At 71.4% G+C, this 23,758-nt stretch carries 19 protein-coding genes and 1 tRNA gene; 3 read left to right on the plus strand and 17 right to left on the minus strand.

Annotated elements, in window-relative coordinates; all coding sequences use genetic code 11:
* Positions 1-26: 26 nt before the first annotated feature.
* The 6 genes from QMZ92_RS07175 to QMZ92_RS07200 form a co-directional block, all read right to left on the minus strand.
* A tRNA-Ala gene (locus QMZ92_RS07175) sits at positions 27-99 on the minus strand.
* 254 nt (positions 100-353) lie between these two features.
* On the minus strand, positions 354-1,013 hold the full coding sequence (locus tag QMZ92_RS07180; RefSeq protein WP_283296447.1) for a histidine phosphatase family protein: 660 nt from the start codon (positions 1,011-1,013) through the stop codon (positions 354-356).
* Positions 1,010-1,450: a ribosome silencing factor gene (gene rsfS, locus QMZ92_RS07185; protein WP_138055274.1), complete on the minus strand. Its 441-nt coding sequence runs from the start codon at positions 1,448-1,450 to the stop codon at positions 1,010-1,012. The genes QMZ92_RS07180 and rsfS overlap by 4 nt, the downstream gene beginning before the upstream one ends.
* Before the next feature lie 172 nt (positions 1,451-1,622).
* Positions 1,623-3,404 carry a LytR C-terminal domain-containing protein gene (locus QMZ92_RS07190; RefSeq protein ID WP_283296375.1) on the minus strand — a complete coding sequence of 594 codons (1,782 nt, stop codon included), beginning with the start codon at positions 3,402-3,404 and terminating at the stop codon, positions 1,623-1,625.
* 19 nt (positions 3,405-3,423) lie between these two features.
* Entirely contained in the window at positions 3,424-4,044 is a 621-nt protein-coding gene (nadD, locus tag QMZ92_RS07195; protein WP_283296376.1) for a nicotinate-nucleotide adenylyltransferase, read from the minus strand.
* A gap of 38 nt (positions 4,045-4,082) precedes the next feature.
* A complete protein-coding gene (locus QMZ92_RS07200; RefSeq protein WP_171053089.1) occupies positions 4,083-4,244 on the minus strand; it encodes a hypothetical protein in 162 nt (53 codons plus the stop codon).
* Positions 4,245-4,530: 286 nt separating this feature from the next.
* Between QMZ92_RS07200 and QMZ92_RS07205 the strand changes: the two genes are divergently transcribed.
* Positions 4,531-5,634 carry a M48 family metallopeptidase gene (locus QMZ92_RS07205; RefSeq protein WP_283296377.1) on the plus strand — a complete coding sequence of 368 codons (1,104 nt, stop codon included), beginning with the start codon at positions 4,531-4,533 and terminating at the stop codon, positions 5,632-5,634.
* On the opposite strand, the gene QMZ92_RS07210 is transcribed toward QMZ92_RS07205, so the two are convergent.
* The 11 genes from QMZ92_RS07210 to rplU form a co-directional block, all read right to left on the minus strand.
* Positions 5,619-6,719, minus strand: a complete 1,101-nt coding sequence (locus QMZ92_RS07210; protein ID WP_283296378.1) for an SCO2583 family membrane protein — start codon at positions 6,717-6,719, stop codon at positions 5,619-5,621. The two genes, QMZ92_RS07205 and QMZ92_RS07210, sit on opposite strands and share 16 nt — an antisense overlap.
* A 110-nt stretch (positions 6,720-6,829) precedes the next feature.
* Positions 6,830-7,441 carry an SCO2584 family spore wall biosynthesis protein gene (locus QMZ92_RS07215; protein ID WP_283296380.1) on the minus strand — a complete coding sequence of 204 codons (612 nt, stop codon included), beginning with the start codon at positions 7,439-7,441 and terminating at the stop codon, positions 6,830-6,832.
* Between the two features lie 66 nt (positions 7,442-7,507).
* Positions 7,508-8,791 (minus strand): glutamate-5-semialdehyde dehydrogenase, encoded by a 1,284-nt coding sequence (locus tag QMZ92_RS07220; protein ID WP_283296381.1) that lies wholly within the window; start codon positions 8,789-8,791, stop codon positions 7,508-7,510.
* A 214-nt stretch (positions 8,792-9,005) separates the two neighbouring features.
* The gene (locus QMZ92_RS07225; RefSeq protein WP_283296382.1) at positions 9,006-9,572 is read right to left on the minus strand and encodes a DUF8830 family protein; all 567 of its coding nucleotides are present in this window, start codon (positions 9,570-9,572) and stop codon (positions 9,006-9,008) included.
* A 142-nt stretch (positions 9,573-9,714) separates the two neighbouring features.
* On the minus strand, positions 9,715-10,842 hold the full coding sequence (proB, locus tag QMZ92_RS07230; protein WP_283296383.1) for a glutamate 5-kinase: 1,128 nt from the start codon (positions 10,840-10,842) through the stop codon (positions 9,715-9,717).
* A 185-nt stretch (positions 10,843-11,027) separates the two neighbouring features.
* Positions 11,028-13,175, minus strand: coding sequence for a hypothetical protein (locus QMZ92_RS07235; RefSeq protein WP_283296384.1), 2,148 nt, complete (start codon positions 13,173-13,175; stop codon positions 11,028-11,030).
* A 132-nt stretch (positions 13,176-13,307) separates the two neighbouring features.
* Positions 13,308-14,807, minus strand: a complete 1,500-nt coding sequence (locus tag QMZ92_RS07240) for a bifunctional cytidylyltransferase/SDR family oxidoreductase (RefSeq protein ID WP_283296385.1) — start codon at positions 14,805-14,807, stop codon at positions 13,308-13,310.
* 192 nt (positions 14,808-14,999) lie between these two features.
* The gene (locus QMZ92_RS07245) at positions 15,000-17,066 is read right to left on the minus strand and encodes a glycosyltransferase family 4 protein (protein ID WP_283296386.1); all 2,067 of its coding nucleotides are present in this window, start codon (positions 17,064-17,066) and stop codon (positions 15,000-15,002) included.
* 383 nt (positions 17,067-17,449) lie between these two features.
* A complete protein-coding gene (gene obgE, locus QMZ92_RS07250; protein WP_283296387.1) occupies positions 17,450-18,886 on the minus strand; it encodes a GTPase ObgE in 1,437 nt (478 codons plus the stop codon).
* Between the two features lie 134 nt (positions 18,887-19,020).
* On the minus strand, positions 19,021-19,275 hold the full coding sequence (gene rpmA, locus QMZ92_RS07255) for a 50S ribosomal protein L27 (protein WP_093653962.1): 255 nt from the start codon (positions 19,273-19,275) through the stop codon (positions 19,021-19,023).
* Between the two features lie 14 nt (positions 19,276-19,289).
* Positions 19,290-19,610: a 50S ribosomal protein L21 gene (gene rplU / locus QMZ92_RS07260; protein ID WP_017944922.1), complete on the minus strand. Its 321-nt coding sequence runs from the start codon at positions 19,608-19,610 to the stop codon at positions 19,290-19,292.
* A gap of 446 nt (positions 19,611-20,056) precedes the next feature.
* Here rplU and QMZ92_RS07265 point away from each other — a divergent pair, with 446 nt between their 5' ends.
* Together QMZ92_RS07265 and QMZ92_RS07270 are read left to right on the plus strand one after the other, a co-directional pair.
* Positions 20,057-21,964 carry a hypothetical protein gene (locus QMZ92_RS07265; protein WP_283296388.1) on the plus strand — a complete coding sequence of 636 codons (1,908 nt, stop codon included), beginning with the start codon at positions 20,057-20,059 and terminating at the stop codon, positions 21,962-21,964.
* A 142-nt stretch (positions 21,965-22,106) separates the two neighbouring features.
* Complete coding sequence (locus QMZ92_RS07270; RefSeq protein WP_283296389.1) at positions 22,107-23,753, plus strand: D-glucuronyl C5-epimerase family protein; 1,647 nt, start codon at positions 22,107-22,109, stop codon at positions 23,751-23,753.
* Positions 23,754-23,758 lie beyond the last annotated feature (5 nt).

The raw sequence follows: 23,758 nt of genomic DNA on the forward strand, positions 1-23,758 counted from the left end.
GGACGGGATCCGGATGATGATGCCTGTGGAGCTAAGGAGAATTGAACTCCTGACCTCTTGCATGCCATGCAAGCGCTCTACCAACTGAGCTATAGCCCCTTGCGTTCTTCGCGCTCCGCGCTGCGAACAAGAAGAACCTTAGCCTGTGACCAGCCGGAAAGTGAAATCCGGCCGGTCCCGGGCCGTCCGCCGGGCCCGGGACGGGTCCGTGGCGGGCCGCACGACGTCGGCGAGCGGGCCGGTGAGCAGCCGCACGGCGTCCCTCGGCACCTCGGAAGCTGCCCTGGGGGCCCACAGAGGGCTTCCGGACGGACGCGACGGAGCGGTCCACAAGCCTCCGCCGTACGGCCGGCTCAGTCGTCGTCGCCGAGGACCGGCTCGGGGAGGGTGCCCGCGTTGTGCTCCAGCAGGCGCCAGCCCCTGGCGCCCTCGCCGAGGACCGACCAGGAGCAGTTGGAGAGACCGCCCAGGCCCTCCCAGTGGTGGGCCTCCAGGCCCAGGAGCCGGCCGATCGTCGTGCGGATGGTGCCGCCGTGACTGACCACGACGAGCGTGCCCCCGTCGGGCAGCTTGTCCGCATGGCGCACCACGACCGGCGAGGCCCGGTCGGCGACCTCGGTCTCCAGCTCGCCGCCGCCGCGGCGCACGGGCTCGCCACGCTTCCAGGCGGCGTACTCCTCGCCGTGCCGCTCGACGATCTCCTCATGGGTCAGGCCCTGCCAGACGCCCGCGTAGGTCTCGCGCAGTGCGGAGTCGTGGGTGACCTCGTGGCCGGTGATCGAGGCGAGCTGGTCCGCCGTCCTCGCCGCCCGCCTCAGGTCCGAACTGATGATCGCGTCCGGCTTCAGTGACGCCAGGAGCCGCGCGGACCGGCGTGCCTGGTTGACGCCGGTCTCGGTCAGCTCGATGTCCGTGGAACCCTGGAACCGACGCTCGAGGTTCCAGGCCGTCTGTCCGTGCCGCCACAGGACGATGCGGCGGCCACGGCCCTTGCCGGTGTCGCTGCGGCTCAGCTGAGCTCACCGTCCGATCCGCTGCCGTCCCCGCTGAGCCTGGCGTGCTCCTCCGCCTTGCCGCGCGTCTTCAGTGCGTCCTCGGGCAGCGGGAGCTCAGGGCAGTCCTTCCACAGCCGCTCGAGGGCGTAGAAGACCCGCTCCTCGCTGTGCTGCACGTGGACCACGACGTCGACGTAGTCGAGCAGGATCCAGCGCGCGTCGCGGTCGCCCTCACGGCGCACCGGCTTGGCGCCGAGCTCCTTGAGCAGCTTCTCCTCGATCTCGTCCACGATCGACTTGACCTGGCGGTCACTCGGGGCGGAGGCGAGGAGGAATGCGTCCGTGATCGACAGCACATCGCTGACGTCGTAGGCGATGATGTCGTGCGCGAGCTTGTCCGCGGCCGCCTGTGCGGCGACGTTGATGAGCTCGAGGGAACGGTCCGTAGCGGTCACAAGCAGGCTTTCGTCGGCGGTCGGGACCCCTCCAGGGTCTCACGGACCGCCGACAACCCACGCGGCCGTTCACCGCGGCAGCGCTCCGAACCCCGCGGGGCCCCCGGAGGCGCGCGCCCGGATCACCCGGGCCCGCGGCGCCCTCCGTCCCGCTGCTCGCTACGCCGGGGGATCACCTGGGTTCGTAGTCCTGGCCGAGGACGACCAGCACGTCGGCGTTCGAGGCGGCCCTGCCCTTCTCGACCGCGCTCTCGTCCAGGCCCAGCGTCTTGGCGACCTCGACGGCGTTCTGCTTCTGCGCCGCGTCACCGTAGACGACCTGCGTCGACGACTCCGGCTCCGCCTTGCCGGCGTCCACGAACGCGTAGCCGCCGTTCACCAGGACGATCCTGGTGCTCTCGGTCGCGTCGCCGTCGCCGCTGGCGTTGCGGACGCCCACGCGGACCGCCGCGCCCTGCTCCGGTGCGCTCACACGGCCGCCGAGGACGTCCTTGACCACGCTGTCGCTCGCCTCCTGGCTGAGTCTGCCGTCGTCCTGGACGGGCAGCACGGCGGTCTTGTAGTCGCCGCCCTTGGCGTGCTCGGCGAGCTTCGCGAGCGACGCCCCGAGATCCTTCTCGGGCAGCGACGGGTCCAGGATCTGGGCCAGCGTCTCGACGGTCACCGTGGCGGCCTTGGCGTCGCTCGGCATCTTCCGCAGCACGCCGTACATGACCTGGCCGAACCTCTGGAGCTGCTCGGCCTCGGCCTCTCCGGGCGCGCGGTACGTGGCGTAGCCGACGGCCATGCGGCCGTTGAGCGTCTGGTTCTCGCCCTTCTTCACCAACGGTGCCTCGCCCTTCTTCGCGCCGGGCACGGCGGTGTCGGTGGTGATGTCGATGCCGCCGACCAGCTCGACGAGGTTCTCCAGGAAGGGGGTGTCGAGGCGCCAGGTGCCGCTGATACGGGTGCCGAGGAGGTTGCCGATGGACTCGCGCGTGCCGGTGGTGCCGTCCTCGTCGACGGACTTGCCGAGGGTGGTGGTGACCCCCTCGTCGTCGGCGACGGAGAGCGAGTTCGGGAGCAGGACGGTGGTGCCCTGCTTGGTGGTGGCGTTGTCCACGAGGAGGGCGGTCGAGGTGCCCTTCTTCTTGGTGTTGTGGAGGTGCAGGACGATCACGTCGCGCTTCTGCGGGCCGGTTGCGGTGGTCTGCGCGCCCCCGGGGTCGGAGGTGCCGGGCAGCTTGCCCGCGTACCAGAGGTAGCCGACTCCGCCGACGAGCACGAGGGCCAGGACGACGGCGAGCACCACGGTCCGGTTGCGCCCTCGCCGCTTCGCCTCCTCACGGCGCTCGGAACGGCTTTCGGTGAACTTCAGCCAGTCGATGACGTCCTCGGAGTCCTCGTCCGGCTCCTCGACGAAGGAGAACTGCTCGGTGCGGTAGTCCCCGTCGCCGCCGCCCGCGGGGCGGCGCTGTCCGGGTACGGCGGGGGCGCCCCGGTCCGGCCCGGGCGGAGCCGGACGGTGCCGCTCGTCGGTCCCGGGCGGGGCGGTGGGCTGCTGTTGGGGCGGGACGCTCCACTGCCGGGTGGTGTCGACGGGGGCCTGCCGGCCCGTGTCGTACCCGTGGCCGTCGTAGCCGTCGTAGCCGTAGCCCTCCCGAGGCTGCTGGGACTGCGGGTGCGGACCGGGCTGCTGCCGGCCGTACGGGTCGTACGACTGGGGGTGCTGCGACTGGGGGTGCTGCTGAGGCTGCGCGTAGGGGTCGTAGCCGTATCCCTGGGACGCCGGGGGCGCCGGCTGCTGGTACTGCGACTGGTGCCGGTCCTGGGACTGCCGGCCGTACGCGTCGTAACCGTGGGACTGCGGGTCGTGCTGGGGCTGCTGGAAGACCGGCTGCCCGTACTCGTCGTAGCCGATGATCTGCGGTTGCTGCGAGTAGTACGGGTCGTACGGGTTCTGCTGGTCGTTCACCGGTGCCCCTCTCCGTGGCTCACTCGCCGCGGTACAACTGGCGCTTGTCGATGTAGCGCACCACACCGTCCGGCACCAGATACCAGACCGGATCGCCCTGCGCGACCCTCTGCCTGCAGTCGGTGGACGAGATCGCCAGCGCGGGCACCTCCACGAGGGAGACGCCGCCCTTCGGGAGCCCGTCGTCGGTCAGGTCGTGACCCGGCCGGGTGACGCCGATGAAGTGCGCGAGTGAGAACAGTTCCTCGGCGTCCCGCCAGGTGAGGATCTGGGAGAGCGCGTCGGCCCCGGTGATGAAGAAGAGGTCCGAGTCGGTGTTGAGCGCCCGCAGGTCCCGCAGGGTGTCGATCGTGTACGTCGGTCCGCCGCGGTCGATGTCGATGCGGCTGACGGAGAACTGCGGGTTGGAAGCCGTGGCGATGACCGTCATCAGATAGCGGTCCTCCGCCGGCGACACCGCCTTGTGGCTCTTCTGCCACGGCTGTCCGGTCGGTACGAACACCACCTCGTCGAGGTGGAACAGGGCCGCCACCTCGCTGGCGGCCACCAGGTGTCCGTGGTGGATCGGGTCGAACGTCCCGCCCATCACGCCGAGTCGGCGTTTCCCGCGGCCGGTCGTAGGCGCTTCCTGCTGTCCCATGCGTGCAGAGCCTACTGGCACGGCCGTTCGGTTCCGTCTCAGCGGTCGCGGTTGAAGCGGGTGGTGATCCACAGCAGCAGGAGCAGCGCGCCCAGCGCGCCGAAACCGGTGAGGTAGGGGCTGAGGCTTTGGTGGCTGCCACCGTGCTCGGCTCCCTCGGCGAGAGTGACCAGGGTGGCGGCGGTGCTGGCGAGACTCATCTTCTGCAGGCCCTATCGATCGGAGTCGGAGCGGAGACTTCGGGCACATCGTATGCGTGCGCTCCGGGCACGCTCACGCCGACTCAGTCGTTGTCGGTTTCGCCGTCCCGGTTCCACGGGCGCGCGCGGTGTCCGCCGGGCGGGCGCCGCCCTGTGGAAACCGGGCCCGGCGGAGTTGTCCACAGCCCCCGCCGCATCGCAACCCCAGCGCCTAGTGTGGGGTCTGTCAGGGGGACGGGTCACGACCCGCGACGCCGGCAGGACGTGTGAAGAACCAGGGGGCACCATGACCGACAGCAGTTCCGAGAACGTACCGGGCAGGCACCGCACACGCTTCCCGGGGATCTCCTCGCGGGCGTACGAGCACCCGGCGGACCGTTCGGCGCTGGTCGCCCTGCGCAAGCTGAGCGGGTTCGACACCGTGTTCAAGGCGCTGAGCGGGTTGCTGCCGGAGCGCAGTCTGCGGCTTCTCTTCCTCTCCGACTCGGTGCGGGTGAGCGACGCCCAGTTCGCGCACCTCCACACGATGCTGCGCGACGCCTGCTACATCCTGGACCTGGAGAAGGTCCCGCAGATGTACGTCACCCAGGACCCGAAGCCCAATGCCATGTGCATCGGCCTGGACGAGCCGATCATCATGGTCACCACCGGTCTGGTGGAGCTGCTGGACGAGGAGGAGATGCGGGCGGTCGTGGGCCACGAGGTGGGGCACGCCCTCTCCGGCCACTCCGTCTACCGCACGATCCTGCTGTTCCTCACCAACCTCGCGGTGAAGGTGGCCTGGATCCCGCTGGGCAATGTGGCGGTCATGGCGATCGTGACCGCACTGCGGGAGTGGTTCCGCAAGTCGGAGCTGTCCGCGGACCGGGCAGGGCTGCTGGTGGGCCAGGATTTGCAGGCCTCGATGCGCGGTCTGATGAAGATCGCGGGCGGCAACCACCTCCACGAGATGAACGTGGACGCCTTCCTGGAGCAGGCCGAGGAGTACGAGGCTGCGGGCGATCTTCGGGACTCCGTGCTGAAGATCCTCAACATGCTGCCGAGGACGCATCCGTTCACCACCGTGCGCGCCGCCGAGCTGAAGAAGTGGGCGGAGAGCCGCGACTACCAGCGGATCATGGACGGCCACTACCCGCGGCGCACGGAGGACAAGGACACCTCCGTCACCGACTCGTTCCGCGAGTCCGCCTCGCACTACGCGGACTCGGTGCGCAGCAGCAAGGATCCGCTGATGAAGCTGGTCGGCGACATAGCCGGCGGCGCGGGCGACCTGGGCGGCCGACTGCGCGACAGGTTCACCGGCCCGTCGGCCGGCGGGCACCGTGGTGGCGGCAACGGGAACTCGCCGAAGGACGGCGGTTCGGGGACGACGGGTCAGCCCGAGGGCTGAGTACCGGTCGTGAGGGTCCCGCAAACCGCGGCGGCCTCGCGGCGCGTGTCGTACGGGTCGGTGCCGGCCGGTCCCCTGCCGGTCGCCCGCTGGCCCGCCAGCAGGGGCTCCATCAGGGCTGCGGCGTCGGCCGAGCAGGACATGGGGCCGGCCTGCACATGGCTGAGCAGCAGTTCTGCCCGGTGAGTGCGAAGGTCGTCGCGGTCGAAGCGGAAGTGCAGCTGGCGCCGGACGGTGAAGAGGGAGGCTGTGTCCACGGCTCGCCCGTCCGCGGCGGTGGGCGTGCCGGTCTCCTTCCCCGCGGGCCGCACCGTGTAGGCGAAGGTGTGGTCCGAGGTCACCTCCAGCGTGTCGGGACCGGCTTCGGCGAAGGCCAGCGTGCCCTGGACCCGTACCTCCGGGGCGGCCAGGGCGATCCGGTCCGGGTCGAAGCGGACGAGCCAGCCGGTCGCCGCGTGGCGCCCGTCGTCCTCGGGAGCGTTCATCGACCGGTCGAACTGGTTCAGCTGGTCCGGGTCGAGCAGTACCCGCACCGGCCGCACGGCTCCCTCGGTGAGCACCGCGGGGTCGAGGGAGGACGCCACCAGGTAGTCCGTGGCGATGGTCAGCGCGGTCATCACCTGGTCGTCCGAGAAATTCTTGGTGTGCCGTACGGCCGGAAGGGTGATGCCGGCCGCTCCGACACGGAAATCGGCCGCGGGGCTGCGGGCGTACAGTCCGGCCGGGTCGCCCCCGGGCACGGTCCCCTCGGGGGCGAGCGGGACGACCATGCTCCGCAGCGCTTGGACGGGCTGGGTCTCGGGCGGCCGGTAGGGGTGGCGCACACCCATGTAGAGGGCGGTGCCGAAGGCCATCGCGATCAGCAGCATCAGCACCAGGAAGTGCCTGGGCCCGTTGCGCAGAACCCGTCCGGGGCGGCTGCGGACGGCTTTGGCGTGGTCCCCCATCCGCTCCTGCGCGGAGAACTCCTGGAGGCGGGCAGCGCGAACGAACGATTCGTCGAAGACGACGGACCGGTACTCGTCGTCGTTCCCGCCGGGGAGCCCCTCGGGTGTCCCCTCAGGTGGGTCTCCACGCCCTGCCATATCTTCAGAGTAGGTCTGCGGGAGGCCGCGTAAACGCGCTGCCGCGGGCCGGGTTGCGGCGCGAGGGGACCCCGCCGGGCGCCGCGACCCGGTGGGACGGGACTCCCGGGTCAGGGCGTGCGGGGGGCCGCGGAGACGGGAGGCGCGGAGTACTGGGCCGAGGCGGAGGGGCCCGTGACCCGGTCGGGGACGGCGCCCTTGGCGGGCGCGTCGACACCGGTGGTGGTGGCGGGTGTCGGGACGCGGTCCTGACGGTTGGCGGCCGCCCCCCGGTACACGGCCGTGAAGGCCAGGGCGACCATGCCGACGCCCATCACCACGGCGAGGACCCAGGCGACAGGCCGGTGCCAGCGGGCCGAGCCCCGGTAGGGCCGCAGCGCCCCGCCGTGCGGTCCGTAGGGGTCCGCGTAGCGGTCGAGGCCGTCGGGACCGAGGTCCCCGTAGGGGTGCTCCCGGCCGTGTTCGCCCGCGGGGCCGTAACCGTCGTCGTAGAGGTCGTCGTCGGCGGGGATGGCCCCGGAGCGGGCACGGGCCGCCTCGGCCTCGGCACGTGCCTGTGCGGCCGCGAGCAGCCGCTCCACGGCGCTCGGTTCATGGATCTCGGCCGCCCGTACGAAGTCCTCGTCGAACACCACGGAGGCGAAGTCCTGGTCCGCGCCTCCGCGGTCGTCGTCGGGCTCCCAGCCGTCCGGGAACGGCCTGCCCCCCACGTCGTCCGGCACGACTTCAGGGTAGACCTGGCCGTGGGTTTTCGGCAGGGAGTGCGGGCAACTGACCACGTTCCTCCGTTACCGGGTGTGACCGTCCCCCGTCACGATGTACTTGGTCGAGGTCAGCTCGGGCAGCCCCATCGGGCCCCGGGCGTGCAGCTTCTGCGTGGAGATCCCGATCTCGGCGCCGAAACCGAACTGGCCGCCGTCGGTGAAGCGGGTGGACGCGTTCACGGCCACCGTCGTCGAATCCACCAGCCGGGTGAAACGGCGGGCCGCCGCCTGGGAGGTGGTGACGATGGCCTCGGTGTGCCCGGAGGACCACAGGCGGATGTGCTCGACGGCCTTGTCGAGGGATTCCACCACGGCCGCGGCGATGTCGTAGGACAGGTACTCCGTCTCCCAGTCCTCGGCCGTGGCGGGCACGACCGTGGCCTTGGAGCCCTCGGCGAGGGCGAGGGTGCGCTCGTCGGCGTGGACCGTGACGCCGGCATCCGCGAGGGCGTCCAGGGCCCGGGGCAGGAACGTCCCCGCGATGTCCTGGTGCACGAGGAGGGTCTCGGCGGCGTTGCAGACGCTGGGCCGCTGGGCCTTGGAGTTGATCAGGATCTCGACGGCCATGTCGAGGTCGGCCTCGGCGTCGACGTAGACGTGGCAGTTTCCGGTGCCGGTCTCGATGACCGGGACGGTGGACTCCTCGACCACGGTCCGGATCAGGGAGGCCCCGCCCCGCGGGATGAGGACGTCGACGAGACCGCGGGCGCGCATCAGCTCCCGTACGGAGTCGCGGCTCTCACCCGGGACGAGTTGCACGGCGTCCGCCGGCAGCCCGGAGCCTCCGACGGCGTCCCTCAGGACCCTCACGAGGGCGGTGTTGGAGGAGTAGGCGGAGGAGGAGCCGCGCAGCAGCACGGCGTTTCCGGACTTCAGGCAGAGCGCGGCGGCGTCCACCGTCACGTTCGGCCGGGCCTCGTAGATGATGCCGACCACGCCGAGGGGGACGCGGACCTGGCGGAGGTCGATCCCGTTGGGGAGGGTCGAGCCGCGGACGACCTCGCCGACCGGGTCGGGCAGCGCGGCGACGTGCCGCACGTCGGCGGCGATGGCCCGGACCCGCTCCGGGGTGAGGGTGAGCCTGTCGATGATCGCCTCGCTCGTGCCGGCTTCCCGGGCACGGGCGATGTCCTCGGCGTTGGCCTCGACGATCTCGCTCGTCCGGACCTCGAGGGCGTCGGCGATCGCCAGCAGGGCGTCGTCCTTGACCGCGCGCGGAAGTGGCGCGATGTCGGCGGCCGCGGCGCGGGCCCGGTAGGCGGCCCGGGTGACCGGGGTCAGGTTGTCGTACGGCGAAAGCGAGGTCATGCCCGCAGGGTAATGCGCGCTCCGCGGGCACCCCTCACGTATCCCGCACTGCGAGACGTGACGGACCGGGCGCTGGTACCGGACGGGGCCTGGCGCGACACCGGGCACCGGTACCGGACGGCACGCCCCCGGCGGCGGGGACCGGCCGGTCACGGGTGCCGGTTCCGGGGTCCGTCGTCTGACTCCACCGCACCGCCCTGAAAGACCGCCGCCGTCAGAACGGGTGAACGCCGACGGGTGTGGCCGGGGGCGGCCCGTACCCTTCGGCGATGCGCTGGTGGTAGGTCTCGCGGTCGATGACCTCCAGGCCCACGATCTCCCACGGCGGGAGCTTCGCCGTGGAGCGGTGCTCGCCCCACAGGCGCAGGGCCACCGCCGCGGCGTCGTGCAGGTCCCGGGCCTCTTCCCAGTAGCGGATCTCGGCGTGGTCACCGGCGTACCGGCTGGTGAGCAGGAAGGGGTGGTCGTGGGCGAGCTGCTCCAGTCCGCGCCTGACCTCCTTCAGCGGCGTCTCGGCGCCCGAGACGCAGAGGGTGATGTGCCACAGCCGGGAGACGGCCCGCTCCTCGCCGTGCGGTGCGGTGTCCTCGCCGGCCTCGCGCTCACCCCGGAGGGACCCGTCGGCGGGGGCGAGGCCGTCCTGTGAGCCGAGGTCCGCGGGCCGCTCGAAGTCGGCGCCCGCGTCCACACTGCTCAGGGCCCGCTGCTCCCCCACGGACCTGCGGGCGTGGGTCGTTGCCCGTGTCCCACGGGGCGCCGCCCCTGGGCGCGCTCGTCTCACCGGCGGCCTCCTGTTGATGCGTCGTGGTCCCGAACCCCGCCTTGCCCCCTGACAAAGTTGACCAGTCCGGGGCCGGGCGCGGGGCGGTTTTGATGAAGGTCCCTGTCGGAGGGCCGGACTTTCAGCCGTTTCAGGGGTGACGTCAGGGGTTCAGGACAACGAGATCGTCCCTGTGTACGACCTCTCGCTCGTAGGCGGGGCCGAGTTCCCTGGCGAGGTCGCGCGTGGAGCGGCCGAGCAGGAGCGGGAGTTCCTTGGAGTCGAAGTTGACCAGTCCGCGGGCCACCGCCCTGCCGTCGGTGTCGCGCAGCTCCACCGGGTCCCCGGCGGTGAACTCGCCGTCCACGGCGGCGATTCCGGCGGGCAGCAGTGACTTCCTGCGCTCGACGACGGCCTGGACCGCTCCGTCGTCGAGGGTGAGCGCGCCCTGCGGGGTCGAGGCGTGGGCGAGCCAGAGCAGCCGGTCGGCGGAACGCCGCCCGGTGTGGCGGAAGTAGGTGCCGGTGTCGCGCCCGGCCAGGGCGTCGGCGGCGCGGGATGCGGAGGTGAGGACGACCGGGACGCCGGCCGCGGCCGCGATCCGTGCCGCCTCGACCTTGGTGACCATGCCGCCGGTGCCGACGCCGGCCCTGCCCGCCGAGCCGATCTCCACGCCCGCCAGATCGGCGGGGCCTCGGACCTCCTCGATCCGGGACGTGCCGGGCTTGCCGGGGTCGCCGTCGTAGAGGCCGTCCACGTCGGACAGCAGGACCAGCAGATCGGCGCGGACGAGGTGCGCGACGAGGGCCGCGAGCCGGTCGTTGTCACCGAAGCGGATCTCGTCGGTGGCGACCGTGTCGTTCTCGTTGACGACCGGAACGGCTCCCATGGCGAGCAGCTGGTCGAGGGTGCGGTAGGCGTTGCGGTAGTGGGCGCGGCGGCTGGTGTCGTCGGTGGTGAGGAGCACCTGCCCGACGCGGACGCCGTAGCGGGCGAAGGAGGCGGTGTAGCGGGCTACGAGCAGGCCCTGGCCGACGCTCGCGGCGGCCTGCTGCCGGGCCAGGTCCTTGGGGCGGCGGGCCAGCCCGAGGGGGGCGAGTCCGGCGGCGATGGCGCCGCTGGAGACCAGCACTATCTCCTTCTCGCCGCCGCTGCGGACCTTGGCCAGCACGTCCACGAGGGCGTCCACCCGGTCGGCGTCGAGTCCCCCGGAGGCCGTGGTGAGTGAGGACGAACCCACCTTGACGACGACCCTGCGTGCTTCCGTCACATACTGCCTTGCCACTGTCACGTGGCGAATCTATGTCAGTCCCGGCTGTCGGCGCGCCTCCGTTTCGCCGGCTGGACAGGCTCTCGGACAGGGCGGGGCCGGGCGCGCCGGGCCGTTCGCCATCGGGTCCCGCGACGCGGACCGGCCCGTGAACACACCCCTCGCGGGGCCGCTCACGGGCCGGTGGACGGTGCTTGGCCGCCGGGTCAGGGGGCGGCGGTGGCCGTCGCCTCCGCGCCGTTGGTCTCGGCGACGCCGTTGCCCTCGGCTTCGGTGCTCCGCCCACCCGCGTCGGACTCGCGGTCGAGCTCACCGATCGCCTGCTCGCCGATGCGCTGCTGCACCCCGGCGTTACGGGTCTCGGCCTTGACCGCGAGGGCTCGCACGGCGGCGTCGAACTGCTCGATCGACGTGGGCTCGTCGGGCCCGAGGAGGTACTTCCTCAGCTCGGCGCGCGCGCCGGCGAGGCTGTCGGCCGCCGGATCGGCGACGGCCGCCAGCAGACCGTCCAGCTCTTCGGCGCCGTTGGACAGGACGACCGCCGCGCGGACCGCGGTGTTCTGGCGCCTGAACTCCTCCGCGCCGAGTCCCGCGGAGTCCGTCACCGCGTACGGCTTGCCGCTGGCGATGAAGTCCGAGACGACGCTGGAGATGTCGGAGACCATGGCGTCGGACTCGTTGAAGCAGTCGTAGAGGGTGGGCTGGGCACCCGTCACGATCGTGTGCTCCCACCAGCCGAAGGAGCGCCAGTAGGCGGCGTTCCACTCGGTCCGCAGGCTCTTGATCTCGGCGAGACGCACAGGGTCGGCGAGGGAGACGCGGGACTCCTCGGCCTGGTCGCCGCCCGAGCGGCCGGGCTTGGTGAGCTCGGCGAGCCGGGCCTCGATCCGGATCAGCCCGGCGCGCGCGGCGGCACGTTCGGCCTGTCCTGCGGCGGTCTCGTCGGCCCAGCGGGGGTCGGCGGCACGCTCGGCGGCCGCCTTCCGCACCATCGCCGTGATCCGCTCGTGGGCGGCGAGCGCCTTCTTGCTGCGGATGCCGGTGAAGGGGTGCGGCTTGTAGATCAGACGTACCGGGCGCTCCGCCTCCAGCAGCCGCCGGACGATGTTCTCGCCGGCGAGCAGCAGGGAGGTGTTGCCGGGGTTGTTGTCCCAGCCCTCCCAGGTGGGGGCGTAGAGGACGGTGGGGACGGGGTTCTTCGGAGTGCCCGTCCAGGACTCGATGGGGGCCAGCTGCGGCCGGCCGACCTCGACGATGTCCTCGTCGCGGACGCCGACGTCGGCGAGCGCGTACCGGTCACGGCCGGCCCGCCCCGCGGTCCACACCTCGTCGTACACCTTGGAGAAGGGGTTGACGCTGGCGAGCTTGTCGCTGTCGCCGTGGCCGATGAAGACGTGCTTCATGGTCGGGACGCGCAGCATGTGGATGTTCTTTCCGACATTGGCCGGGTAGAGCGTGACGCGGACCGAGTCGAACTTCATCGCCATCAGGTGCTGGCCGCCGGGGATGCACAGCACGGGAACGGAGGTCTCGTTGAGCTTCGCGACGAGGCCCCGCTCCCGCATGATGACGATCGGCCGGCCGTCGAGCTGCTCCATGGTCCCGAGCCACATGTTGACCTGGTAGGCGGAGTCCTCGGAGCCGGAGAAGTACAGCGCGACGGTGGGCTGGTACTCGCCGAGCCACTTCTGGACGGCCTTGAGGACGGCCGGCCCGGAGGGCACCCGGCGCCTGCGGCGCAGATAGGGCACGAGCGCCACGGTGTAGAGGAGACCGAGGGCGACGGTGGCGGCGGTACCGGCATAGCCGACGACGTCGTACCCGGTGGCCGCCGCGACGACGACGCCCGCCATCGCGGGGATGTCGAGGTGCAGCATCTTCTCGCTGGAGCGGCGCAGCAGGGCGCGCGGCGGGGCGTCCGGGATGCGCACGGCGTGGAGGTCGACGTTGCGGGTGACGACCGGCATGGTCCGGCGCAGCCGGATCAGGGTGGTGAGCGCGCCGTGCGGCGCCTGGAGGCCGTAGAAGAGCAGGAAGCAGGCGACCGCCGCGTAGAACAGCGGTCCCTCGGCGAGACCGGCGCGGGCGAGCAGCAGGATCAGCAGAAGCTCACGGAGCAGGAAGCGGATCGGCAGACCGGCCCGGACCTTGTTGAGGCGGTTGACCAGGTAGCTGCCGCGCTGGTGCAGATACCAGTCGGCGACATAGGTCACGGCCGCGGCCGCCGCGAACATCCAGATGTCCGGGATCAGCGCGGCGATCATCACGCATGGATAGCTCAGCCCCATGAGGACCGCGGCGGCCAGCTCTGACCGGCTGCCCACACGTGCCAGGCGAATGGCGGTCGAAATCACGTAGAACCTGCTCCAAAGGTGCCGGTTGATTCACATTGGAGGGAATTGTGAGGGCGGGGTCCTCACTAACTCGGGCCTCTGCATCGCGGAAGCGATCTCAGAGGCCCGAATAAGATCTTTGATGGAGAAGTATTACACATCCTCCTGGCGGTCCAGCACGGACGCCAGAGCCTGCTCGAACCCGGAGGCCTCGCTCGCCCCGCGGGTCGGGTCCTGCTGACGTACGTCGATGACATGGCCGGTCAACTCGGAGAGCAGCACATCCAGCGAGGTCCGGGCAACGGCCTCGGAGGACAGCAGCGAGCCGGCCGGCTCCTGGCCGAACGCCTTGGTGCGCATCGGCGTGGCCGTGCGCTCGGGATTGACGCAATTCACCCGAATTCCCTCGGCCGCCCATTCGTCGGAGAGAGCCTGGGTGAGATTCACCATAGCCGCCTTGGTCGACGAGTAAAGGCTGTATTCGGCGCGACCCCGGGTGTAGCTGGAAGAGGTGTAGAGGAGCAACTGCCCCTTGGACTCCGCCAAATACTTGTAAGAGGCGCGGGCAATCTGGACGGGTGCCAGGTAATTGACGTTCAGCGCTTCCTGAATGGTCGCGTTGTCGGTCTCGGCGAGCTTGCCGATGCGCAGCACTCCCGCGGTGTTGATGACGTAGTCGACGCGCCCGGTCTCCGCGTACGCCTTGGAGAGGGCGTCGTCCACGTGCTGCGGGTTCTCCACGTGGGTGCCGGTGGTGGAGCGCCCCAGCGCGTAGACCTTCGCGCCGTACTCCTCGGCGAGGGCGGCGATGTCCGCGCCGATGCCGTAAGAACCGCCGAAGACGACCAGGGTCCTGCCGGCCAGCAGTTCGCGGTACGCGGCCTCGTCGGCCTGGCGCGGCGCGGCGGTGGAGGCGAGCTGGAACAGCTTGTCGGCGATGAAGACGTCGACCGGCTGCGTCACCTTCATGTTGTACTCGTCACCCGCGACGACGTAGATCGGCACGTCCGGGAGGTACCTGAGCACGACGCTGCAGTCGTCGGTCGCCTGGAAGTTCGGGTCACCCGCGGCGATCTCGTACGCCCGGCGGATCGTGGAGAGCTTGAACGCCTGCGGGGTCTGGCCGCGGCGCAGCCGCGAGCGGTCCGGCACGTCGGTGATGAACTCGCCGTCCTCGCCGTGGGTGCGGGTCACGATGATGGTGTCGGCGGAGGGGATGGCGACGTCGACGGCCTGGTAGCGGTCGAGGGCGCTGACGCAGTCCGCGATCACCCGCTGTGACAGAAGCGGACGCACTGCGTCATGGAAGAGGACGTTGGCGTCCTCGCCCTCCGCGAGGCCTTCGCTGAGGGCCTCGATCGCGCGCTCGGTGGTCTCGTTCCGGGTGGCGCCGCCCTCGATCACCCGGCGGACCTTGGTCAGCCCCGCCTTCGCGATGATCCTCTCCACGTCGGGCACGAAACCCGGCGCCATCAGCACGATCACATCGTCGATCGCCTCGGCCTGCTCGAAGATCGACAGCGTGTGCTCGATGACGGCCTTGCCGGCGATCTTCAGCAACTGCTTGGGGATCGCGAGCCCCACACGCTGGCCGGTACCACCGGCGAGCACGACTGCTGTGGTGCGGGGCTTGGCTTCGTGCGGCACGGACACAGACGGACCTCTACCTTGCGATGACTGGGGGACGGTGTGATGGTCGCACTCTGCGTGACCGTCCCGCAAGGCAGTCCTCAAGGTGTCCACACCGCCCGGAAACCCCCTGTTCACCCTGCGGTCAGAGGGGTTTGAGGGGGCGAACCGGAAGAAGAGGTGACAGATACCACAGGCCAAGGCTGTGGCCCAGCGCTACTTCATCGTTTTGTCGACGACATTGAGCACGAGTTCATTGCCCGCGCTGAAGAACATCTTCACCGTGACCTGTGCCCGAGCCCGGGAAAGCAGCCCGTCCACGGCCGCGCGCACCCGTGCGAGCGGCCGCTTCCTGAGCACGTCGACGGAGGGGTAAGGGAAGACGCTGCCCTTCTCCGCCACGTCGTCGAGCACCCGGCCGATCCGGACCGGCGCGGCCCCGGGCGCGGGGAGCAGCCAGAGGTCCCAGACGTCGTGGGCCGAGGCATGCACGGCGACCGGCGCGGAGAGCGGGATCACACAGCGGAACCCGTCGGCCCCGATCCGGGTACCGGGGAACTCCAGCTCGCGGGCGTCCGCTCCGCGGCGGCGCAGCAGGAGCACCGGCTCCCCGACCGGCCGGACCTGGCCGAGCAGCCGGCCGGACACGGTGATCCGGCGGGAGCCGACGGTGATCTCGCCGGACTCGGCGTGGGCCGGGCGCACCCAGGAGCGCAGGGCGAGGCCGCCGTGCCGCACGTAGGGGACCAGGGTGTGCACGGGCTCTCCCGGCCGGACCCGGTCGGCGGCCCGCATCGCTCCGCGCTGGTCGACGGCCCGGGGGACGAGCCGGGGACGGCCCGAGGCGTCCTCCTGCACCGTGCCGGCCGCCGGCGGGTCGATGTGGCACGTCCAGACGCCCTCGGCGAGGCCGGCGTCGGCGGGGATCACAGCACGGCCGGACGCGTCGAAGGGGAAGACCCGGTCGGGGACGGCGGCATCGGGATGGACGCAGACGAGGTCCGACCGCCCGGCGCGTTCGCCGAGCAGAGTCGCCGTCACATCGCCGTTCTCCTCGGCCGCACAGTCCACGAGCGGGCAGGCGGCCGTCCGGTCGCCCCCCGGTACGGCGGGTGCGGGCCCCCCGGTGTGCGCACGGGTGCCCGCGCCGAGGTCCGCGAACAGTTCCTCGTACTGCTTCGCGACCGGGCCCGGGTCGAAGCGGCGGGCGTGGGACCGGGCCGCTGAGCCCATGCGGCGACGCAGCGGCTCGTCGTCGATGAGACGGAGAAGGGCGTCGGCGACGGCCCCGCGGTCGCCGACGGGGACGAGCAGGCCGTCGACGCCGTCCGCGACGATCTCGCGCGGGCCGTAGTCGCAGTCGGTACTGACGACGGGCAGTCCGCACCGCATCGCCTCCACGAGCGTCATGCCGAAGGACTCGTGGCGCGACGTGGAAACGGCGATGGCGCCCTTCACCCACTCCGGCTCGATGGGCGAGCGAGGCCCCATCAGATGGACGCTGTTGTAAAGGCCGAGCTCGTCGATGCGCCTGCGGAGACGTTCCTTCTGCTTGCCCCAGCCGCAGATGCGCAGGGTCCACTCCGGACGCACGGCCACGACCTGGGCGAAGGCCTCGATCAGGACGTCGTACTGCTTCTCCGCGGCGAGACGGCCGGCCGCGACGACGGTCGTCCCGCCGAGGTCGGAGACGGGCACCACGGGCTCGGGGACGCTGTTCGGTATGGACAGCACCCGGGTGTCCGGCAGCGGCATCCGCTCACGCCACACGGCGGCGTCGCCCTCGGAGACGGTCACGAACGCGTCGAGTGCGGCGAGGTGCCGGCGCATCTCGGCGCGCAGCTCGGGCTTGTGGTGATGGTGCGTCATGTGCTCCTGCCCGATGAGCACGGCGCCTGCGGGCGCGAACTGGGCGACGTAAGCGACGAGTCCGGGGCGGGTGCCGATGACCACGTCCGCGTCGGAGACGGCGTAGTGCTCGCGCACACGCTGGTCGGTGAGCCTGCTGTACTCCTTGAACCGCGCCTCGTGTGCGGGAATGCACTCGGCGGGCTCCAGCGCGAGGGGGTGCTTCGTCTCGTTGCCGGGGGACGAGGGGCGGGTGTCCACCAGTGGGACGACGGTGATCCGCGGGTCGATCGCGAAGAGCGGCTCGTCCCGGTGCCGGAAGACGGAGACGATCTCCACCTCGTGGCGTCCGGCGAGCTCCTCCGCGAGATTGAGCGTGGTGCGGATGGTGCCGCCGATGCCGTAGATGGTGTGGATGAGGAAGGAGACCTTCATCAACGCTCCGTTCGACCGTGCTGGGGCACCTTGCTGCCCCACCCCCGCGAACAAGACGGTGATATCGGGGAGGAGGTTGCGCCACCGCACGGATCCGAACGGAGGGGACATCTCCCCTGCCACCGGGCATGTCGGCACGGCGCCACGGACCGGCTGGGGAGGCGGGCCCGGGAAGGACGCTCGCCAGGGTGCGCTACGGGTGCCGGCTCCGGACGCGCTGGGATCCGCCCGTGCCCGTCGGAGAGGACCCCGGTGGCTGGATCCCCGCGCAGGCGGATCGGCCCAAGCCCGAAAACGGGCCGGGGCCGGGGGCTGCTGCCCCCGGCCCCGGCCGACACCACGCGCCGTCGGATCAGAACGGCGCCGGAACGGAACGGCTCGGATCAGAACGGCTCGAAGTCGTCGTACTCGCGTGTGGCCTCGTCGCGCTCCGCCTGCCGGTCCTTGCGGCGCTGCGCCGCGGGGCGCGGGGCCTCGAAGCGGTGGTCCTCGCCGCGGCGGCCGAGCATTTCCGCGCCCGCCATCATCGTGGGCTCCCAGTCGAAGACGACGGCGTCGTCCTCGGGGCCGATCGCCACGCCGTCACCGGCACGGGCGCCGGCCTTCATCAGCTCTTCCTCGACGCCGAGGCGGCTCAGCCGGTCCGCGAGGTAACCCACGGCCTCGTCGTTGTTGAAGTCGGTCTGGCGGACCCAGCGTTCGGGCTTGTCGCCGCGCACGCGGAAGAGGCCGTCCTCCTCCTGCGTGACGGTGAAGCCGGTGTCGTCGACCGCCTTCGGACGGATGACGATGCGGGTAGCCTCCTCCTTCGGCTTGGCCGCGCGCGCCTTCGCGACGATGTCGGCCAGCGCGAAGGACAGCTCCTTCAGCCCGGTGCGGGCGACCGCGGACACCTCGAGAACCCGGTAGCCGCGCTCCTCGAGGTCGGGCCGGATCATCTCCGCGAGATCCTTGCCGTCGGGGATGTCGACCTTGTTCAGCACGACGATCCGCGGACGGTCGTCCAGGCCGCCGTAGTGCCGCAGCTCCTCCTCGATGACGTCGAGGTCGGAGACCGGGTCGCGGTCGGACTCCAGTGTCGCCGTGTCCAGCACGTGCACCAGCACCGAGCAGCGCTCGACGTGACGCAGGAACTCCAGGCCCAGGCCGCGGCCCTGGCTGGCGCCGGGGATCAGGCCCGGCACGTCCGCGATGGTGTAGACGGTCGAGCCGGCGGTGACGACGCCGAGGTTCGGCACGAGCGTGGTGAAGGGGTAGTCCGCGATCTTCGGCTTGGCGGCGGACAGCACCGAGATCAGCGAGGACTTTCCGGCGCTCGGGTAGCCGACGAGCGCCACGTCCGCGACCGTCTTGAGCTCCAGGACGATGTCGCCGGACCGGCCGGGCTCGCCGAGCAGGGCGAAGCCGGGCGCCTTGCGGCGGGCCGAGGCCAGCGCCGCGTTGCCGAGACCGCCGCGACCGCCCTCGGCGGCCACGTACGTCGTGCCGTGCCCGATCAGGTCGGCCAGCACGTTCCCCCGCTTGTCCAGGACGACGGTGCCGTCGGGCACGGTCAGGACGAGGTCCTGGCCGTCCTTGCCGGAGCGGTTGCCGCCCTCGCCGGGCTTGCCGTTGGTCGCCTTGCGGTGCGGCGAGTGGTGGTACTCGAGCAGGGTCGTGACGGACTGGTCGACGGTCAGGATGACGTCACCGCCGCGGCCGCCGTTGCCGCCGTCCGGCCCGCCGAGGGGCTTGAACTTCTCACGGTGTACGGAGGCGCAGCCGTGGCCTCCGTTACCCGCGGCGATGTGCAGCTCGACGCGGTCCACGAAGGTGGTCATGGTCCTGTGCCTCCATTACGAAAGTGGCGAAGTGCGGAGCACGGCGATCCGTGCGGGTATGTCTGTCCGTCAACAAGCGAAAGGCGGACCCGCTTCCCGCCCGGGGAAGTGGTCCGCCCTCGCAAGAACTCCGGTCAGGCGACCGGAACGACGTTCACGACCTTGCGGCCGCGGAAGGTGCCGAACTCCACGGCACCGGCCTGCAGCGCGAACAGCGTGTCGTCGCCGCCGCGGCCGACGCCCGCGCCCGGGTGGAAGTGCGTGCCGCGCTGACGGACCAGGATCTCACCGGCGTTGACGACCTGACCGCCGAAGCGCTTCACGCCGAGCCGCTGAGCGTTGGAGTCGCGACCGTTCCGGGTGGACGATGCGCCCTTCTTGTGTGCCATCTCTCCTCAGTCCCTTACTTCGCAGCCGTGGGGATCGCCGTGACCTTGATCGCCGTGTACTGCTGGCGGTGGCCCTGACGACGGCGGTAGCCGGTCTTGTTCTTGTAGCGCAGGATGTCGATCTTGGCGCCCTTGTGGTGGTCCACGACCTCGGCCTGAACCTTGATCCCGGCCAGCACCCACGGGTCGCTGGTCACGGCGTCGCCGTCGACAACGAGCAGGGTCGAGAGCTCGACCGTGTCGCCGACCTTGGCAGTGGAAATCTTGTCAACCTCAACGATGTCGCCGACAGCAACCTTGTGCTGGCGACCACCGCTGCGCACGATGGCGTACACGCGGATCTCTCTCTCGCTCGTCACGGAAACCCCTGATGCCAGCCGCCCGCACGGGCCGGGGCCCGGACAGTCCGCAAGGGATGGACGGCCTCTCCGGATCGCGGACCCGGAGGGAGGTGCTCAGAAGCTGGCGTACGGAAACACGCCGACGGTCAAGGTTACGGGCAGGGCCGCAGGGGGTCAAACCAGCCCCCGGGAGGCCACGGAACCACGGAAACCAGCCACGCGCGCCGCCACGCGCCGCACGGCGGGCTCTGTGACGGGCTGTGCCGTGAGCCATGCGCCGGCCGGCAACGCGGCGTTCCCCCGTGCCGTCCCGGACACCGCCTCGGCACTCCCCCGGAACGCCGTCTCCCGCATACCCCCTGCCTGGCCGCCCGTTCCCCGGCGCCCCGGCCCGGCGGCCCCTGGCCGCCCGGGCCGGTGTGGTTGTTGAATGTGCGCTCGTGCCCCTGCGCTCCTTCCTCACCATGCCCCGGCTGCTCCGGCACGGCCCCGCCGTCGGCGCCGACCTGCCGCCCGACGAGGCGGTGCTCCTCGACGCGCGGCCCGCGCCGCTGCGCGACGCCGTGTCCGCCGCGGCTGCGGGGGACCACGGACCGGCCCGCGAACTGCTGGCCGCGACCCGGCTCGGCGCCGAGTGGGAACGGCGCAGCCATTACGTCGGCGAGCTCGCCGACGCCGCCGTCCACAGCCCCGGCTGGCTGGACGGCTGGCTCGGCGAGACGCCGGAGGACCCGGACGCGACGCTGGTCAGGGCCGACCTCTCCCTGCGCAGGGCGTGGTCGGTCCGCGCCGGCGACCGGGCCCGGCAGGTGTCGCCCGACCGGCTCCGGGCGTTCTTCGCGCTACTGGAGGACGCGGTCCCGGTGCTGAGCGCGGCGGCCGAGCTCAATCCCGACGACCCGGTCCCGTGGCGGATCGCCCTCACCCACGCCACGGGCATCCAGGCACCGCGCGAGGTCTTCGACGCCTACTGGGCGGAGGCCACCGCGCGCGCCCCGCACCACCACGGCTGCCACGCCGCCGCGCTGCAGTACCTGTGCGCGAGGTGGCACGGCTCGCACGAGGAGATGTTCGACTTCGCCGAGCGCGCCGCCGCCCCTGCCCTGCCGGGGTCGAAGCTCCACGCCCTGCCGCTGGCCGCCGCGATCGAGTACGACGTCGTCGCCGGAGCAGGCGGCCGGGGGCCGGTCGACCGCTCCCGGATCGACGCGGCCGTGGACCGGGCGCTCGGCCTCTCCTCCTTCTACGGGCCCGGTGACCCCGAGGCGGCCGGTTTCCGCAACGAACTGGCGCTGATGCTGATCCTGTCCCAGCGCTTCGACGAGGCACTCGACGTGTTCCGGGCGATCGGCGAGCAGGCCCGCTCGCACCCCTGGAGGCACTTCGGGGAGCCGAGGCGGGAGTTCCTGGAGTTCCGCACCGGGGTGCGCATGCGTATCGCGGGATCCACGCCCTTCTTCTCCCGGCCCCCGGAGTCGGCGTCCCGGAGCCGCGGAAGGACCCCCGGAGGTTCCGCCGTCCATCTGCTGGCGATAGCCGCGGCCCCGCCCGCGCGGGTCGCGACGGCCGCGCTGATGTGCGGGGTGCCGCTGCGGATCGCCCCGGCGGGTGGCTCGGCGAGCTATGTGGCGCCGGCGCCGGACGAGCCGGGCGGGCGGCGGGCGGCCCTGATCGGCGGGGAGGACCGCCTCACCGGCGCCGCCGGCGCCTTCACCAGCGGTGAGAAGTGGCCGACGCTCGTGCTGCGGCGGACCGGGGACCTGGCCGGCTTCACACTGCTGCACCGGGGCAGGAAGGCGGCGTCCCACGCCTGGGACCCGTCCGCCCCGGTCACCGACCACGCGTCCGCGTCCGCCACGGCCGAGGCGCTCGCCCGGATGTACGGACTGCCCGATCCCCGGCCGCTCACCGGGCTGCTGCGTTCCTCGACCGCTCCGGCGCGCCGCCAGGCGGACCTCGTCTCCGCCCTGGGCCTCCCCCCGCTGCCGGCCGGCTTCGGCCGGCTCGCCGACCCACTCGCGGGTGTGCCCGGGACCGGGCTGCTGAAGCGCCGCGGTCTCCTCGCCGGGATGCGCGACACCCTCGCGAACGACCCGGAACGCCTGCTGGTCCGGTCTCCGGGCGCAGGCCCGCCGCCCCGTCCGAAGCGTTGGTGGCTGCCGCGTCTGCTCGCCCTGGCCCTGTTCGCCCCGGCCGCGGCCTGGGCCTGGTGGTCCCCCGGCGTCGGCCCGCTGCGCTCCGTCCTGTTGTCCCTGCTGGCGCTGATCTTCGGGGCGCAGATCGTGGCGGCGGCGAGGAATACGGCTCGCGCCGCAACCCCCGCGGAAGCCCCTATTCCGCCAACCTGATTCCGATATGGACAAGTCCTCGCTTCACGGCATAAAACGGAATATCTAGAGGCGTGCCGAGGTCGGACGCAGACGGTTCATCCGGCTCGCGGGCGGCAGTGCAGCGGGCGTCGCCGTAGCGGGCGGCGGGGCGTTCACCGCCATGGCCACCGGGGTCTTGGACGGAAAGCCGGACCCGTTCGCGAACATGCCGCGTTCGCTCGCACTGAGCCTGCCGCAGACGCAGGGCGGTGGCTTCCCCGTGCCGCCACTGCCGGACCCGAACAACGGGGGCACCGGCTCGGCGCCCGACCCGTCGACGCGCATCCCGCACGCGCGGAAGGCGCCGGACGCACGGGCCGTCGAGCAGGACGTCCCGACCGCGCTGCCGTTCGAGTTCAAGCGGAACGGCTTCACGATGGTGCAGGACCTGCCCGAGGCACTGCGCCCGTGGCGGAACAGGCCGATCAGCTGGGAGAACAGGACCCCCACGGGCCTGTACCGGCTGAACGCCCAGGGCGCCTACCTGTACCACCCGAACAACGGGAGCGTCGGCTACGATCACCCGGTCGGCCAGGTCCAGTTCGGCCTCGGCTGCATCACCAGCTATCGCGTCGAGACCGACCCGGCCCGCAAGGCGGTCTTCCTCCGGCGTGCCAAGGCCCAGGCCGACCGCCTGATCGAGAAGCGCGTCGAGGCCCGCGGCGCCTGGTACTTCCCGTACGGGTTCGACTTCAAGCACGAGGTGCACAGCGGAGTCGACTACAAGGCACCGTGGTACTCGGGCATGGCCCAGGGCGAGGCGATCAGCCTCTTCGTTCAGCTCGCTCAACTCGACGGGGTCACCGAGGCCGAGCGCACCCTCTACATGACCGCCGCCCACGGCGCCTTCTCCTCACTGCTCCGGGGCGACAACGGCGTGCCGTGGTGCGTGAACAAGGACCGCGCGGGCTACCTGTGGATCCAGGAGTACCCCTTCAAGGCCGCCGGCACGGGTGACCACACCTACAACGGCATGGTCTTCGCGATGTTCGGGCTCTGGGACTACTACCAGGCGACCGGCAACGAGCTCGCCGCCCAGCTGTACGACGGCGCGTGCACCACCATGGCGCGGTACTTCCCGCTGCTGCGCAACACCCGCGGGATCTCCTACTACTGCCAGACCCACCGGATCACGACGGACTCGTACCACCCGCACCACATCGTCCTGTGGCGCCAGCTCCACTGGCAGACGAACAGCGTCGTCTTCGCCAACCAGATGGACCTGCTGATCGACGACTTCCCCCCGTACGTCCTGCCCGCCGGCGCGGCGATCGCCATCGCCAAGGGCACGCACACGCTCTACAAGATCGCCGCCAAGCCGGACGGGTCCTACGACAAGAACCTGGCCGCGCCGGACAAGATCCTCTCCACGAAGAAGGTCACCTTCGCCAAGGCCACCGGCGCCCCGGTGAGCATGCGGCGACGGATCAAGGGCGCGGGCATCTGGTACCAGATCAGCGCCGGAGCGTACAAGGGCTACTGGATCGGCGAGGCGTTCCCGAAGGTCTTCCTGCGCGGTGAGTACCTCCCGACCGACTACCGGGTGCAGCGCACGCTCACGTTCCGCACGAACACGGACATCGTGGCGTACAGGTTCGGCAGCAACGGCGCCGTGGGCACGACACGGAACCTGAAGTACGCGACGGCGACCACCGCGACTTTCGACCGGAGGTCGATCGTGAACGGCCGGGCGATGTGCCGCATCTCCGCGGGCGAGCTCGCCGGCTACTGGGTGCCCGCGAACCAGGTGATCGCCGACGGCGCCTGACACCG

It is taken from the genome of Streptomyces sp. HNM0645 (genome assembly GCF_030056615.1).
GTDB lineage: Bacteria > Actinomycetota > Actinomycetes > Streptomycetales > Streptomycetaceae > Streptomyces > Streptomyces marianii.

Coding starts and splice junctions, on each gene's coding strand:
- nadD (WP_283296376.1), bottom strand. CDS start 4,044: ATGGGACAGCAGGAAGCGCCTACGACCGGCCGCGGGAAACGCCGACTC.
- QMZ92_RS07200 (WP_171053089.1), bottom strand. CDS start 4,244: ATGAGTCTCGCCAGCACCGCCGCCACCCTGGTCACTCTCGCCGAGGGA.
- QMZ92_RS07205 (WP_283296377.1), top strand. CDS start 4,531: ATGACCGACAGCAGTTCCGAGAACGTACCGGGCAGGCACCGCACACGC.
- QMZ92_RS07210 (WP_283296378.1), bottom strand. CDS start 6,719: ATGGCAGGGCGTGGAGACCCACCTGAGGGGACACCCGAGGGGCTCCCC.
- QMZ92_RS07220 (WP_283296381.1), bottom strand. CDS start 8,791: ATGACCTCGCTTTCGCCGTACGACAACCTGACCCCGGTCACCCGGGCC.
- QMZ92_RS07245 (WP_283296386.1), bottom strand. CDS start 17,066: ATGAAGGTCTCCTTCCTCATCCACACCATCTACGGCATCGGCGGCACC.
- obgE (WP_283296387.1), bottom strand. CDS start 18,886: ATGACCACCTTCGTGGACCGCGTCGAGCTGCACATCGCCGCGGGTAAC.
- rpmA (WP_093653962.1), bottom strand. CDS start 19,275: ATGGCACACAAGAAGGGCGCATCGTCCACCCGGAACGGTCGCGACTCC.
- QMZ92_RS07270 (WP_283296389.1), top strand. CDS start 22,107: ATGGCCACCGGGGTCTTGGACGGAAAGCCGGACCCGTTCGCGAACATG.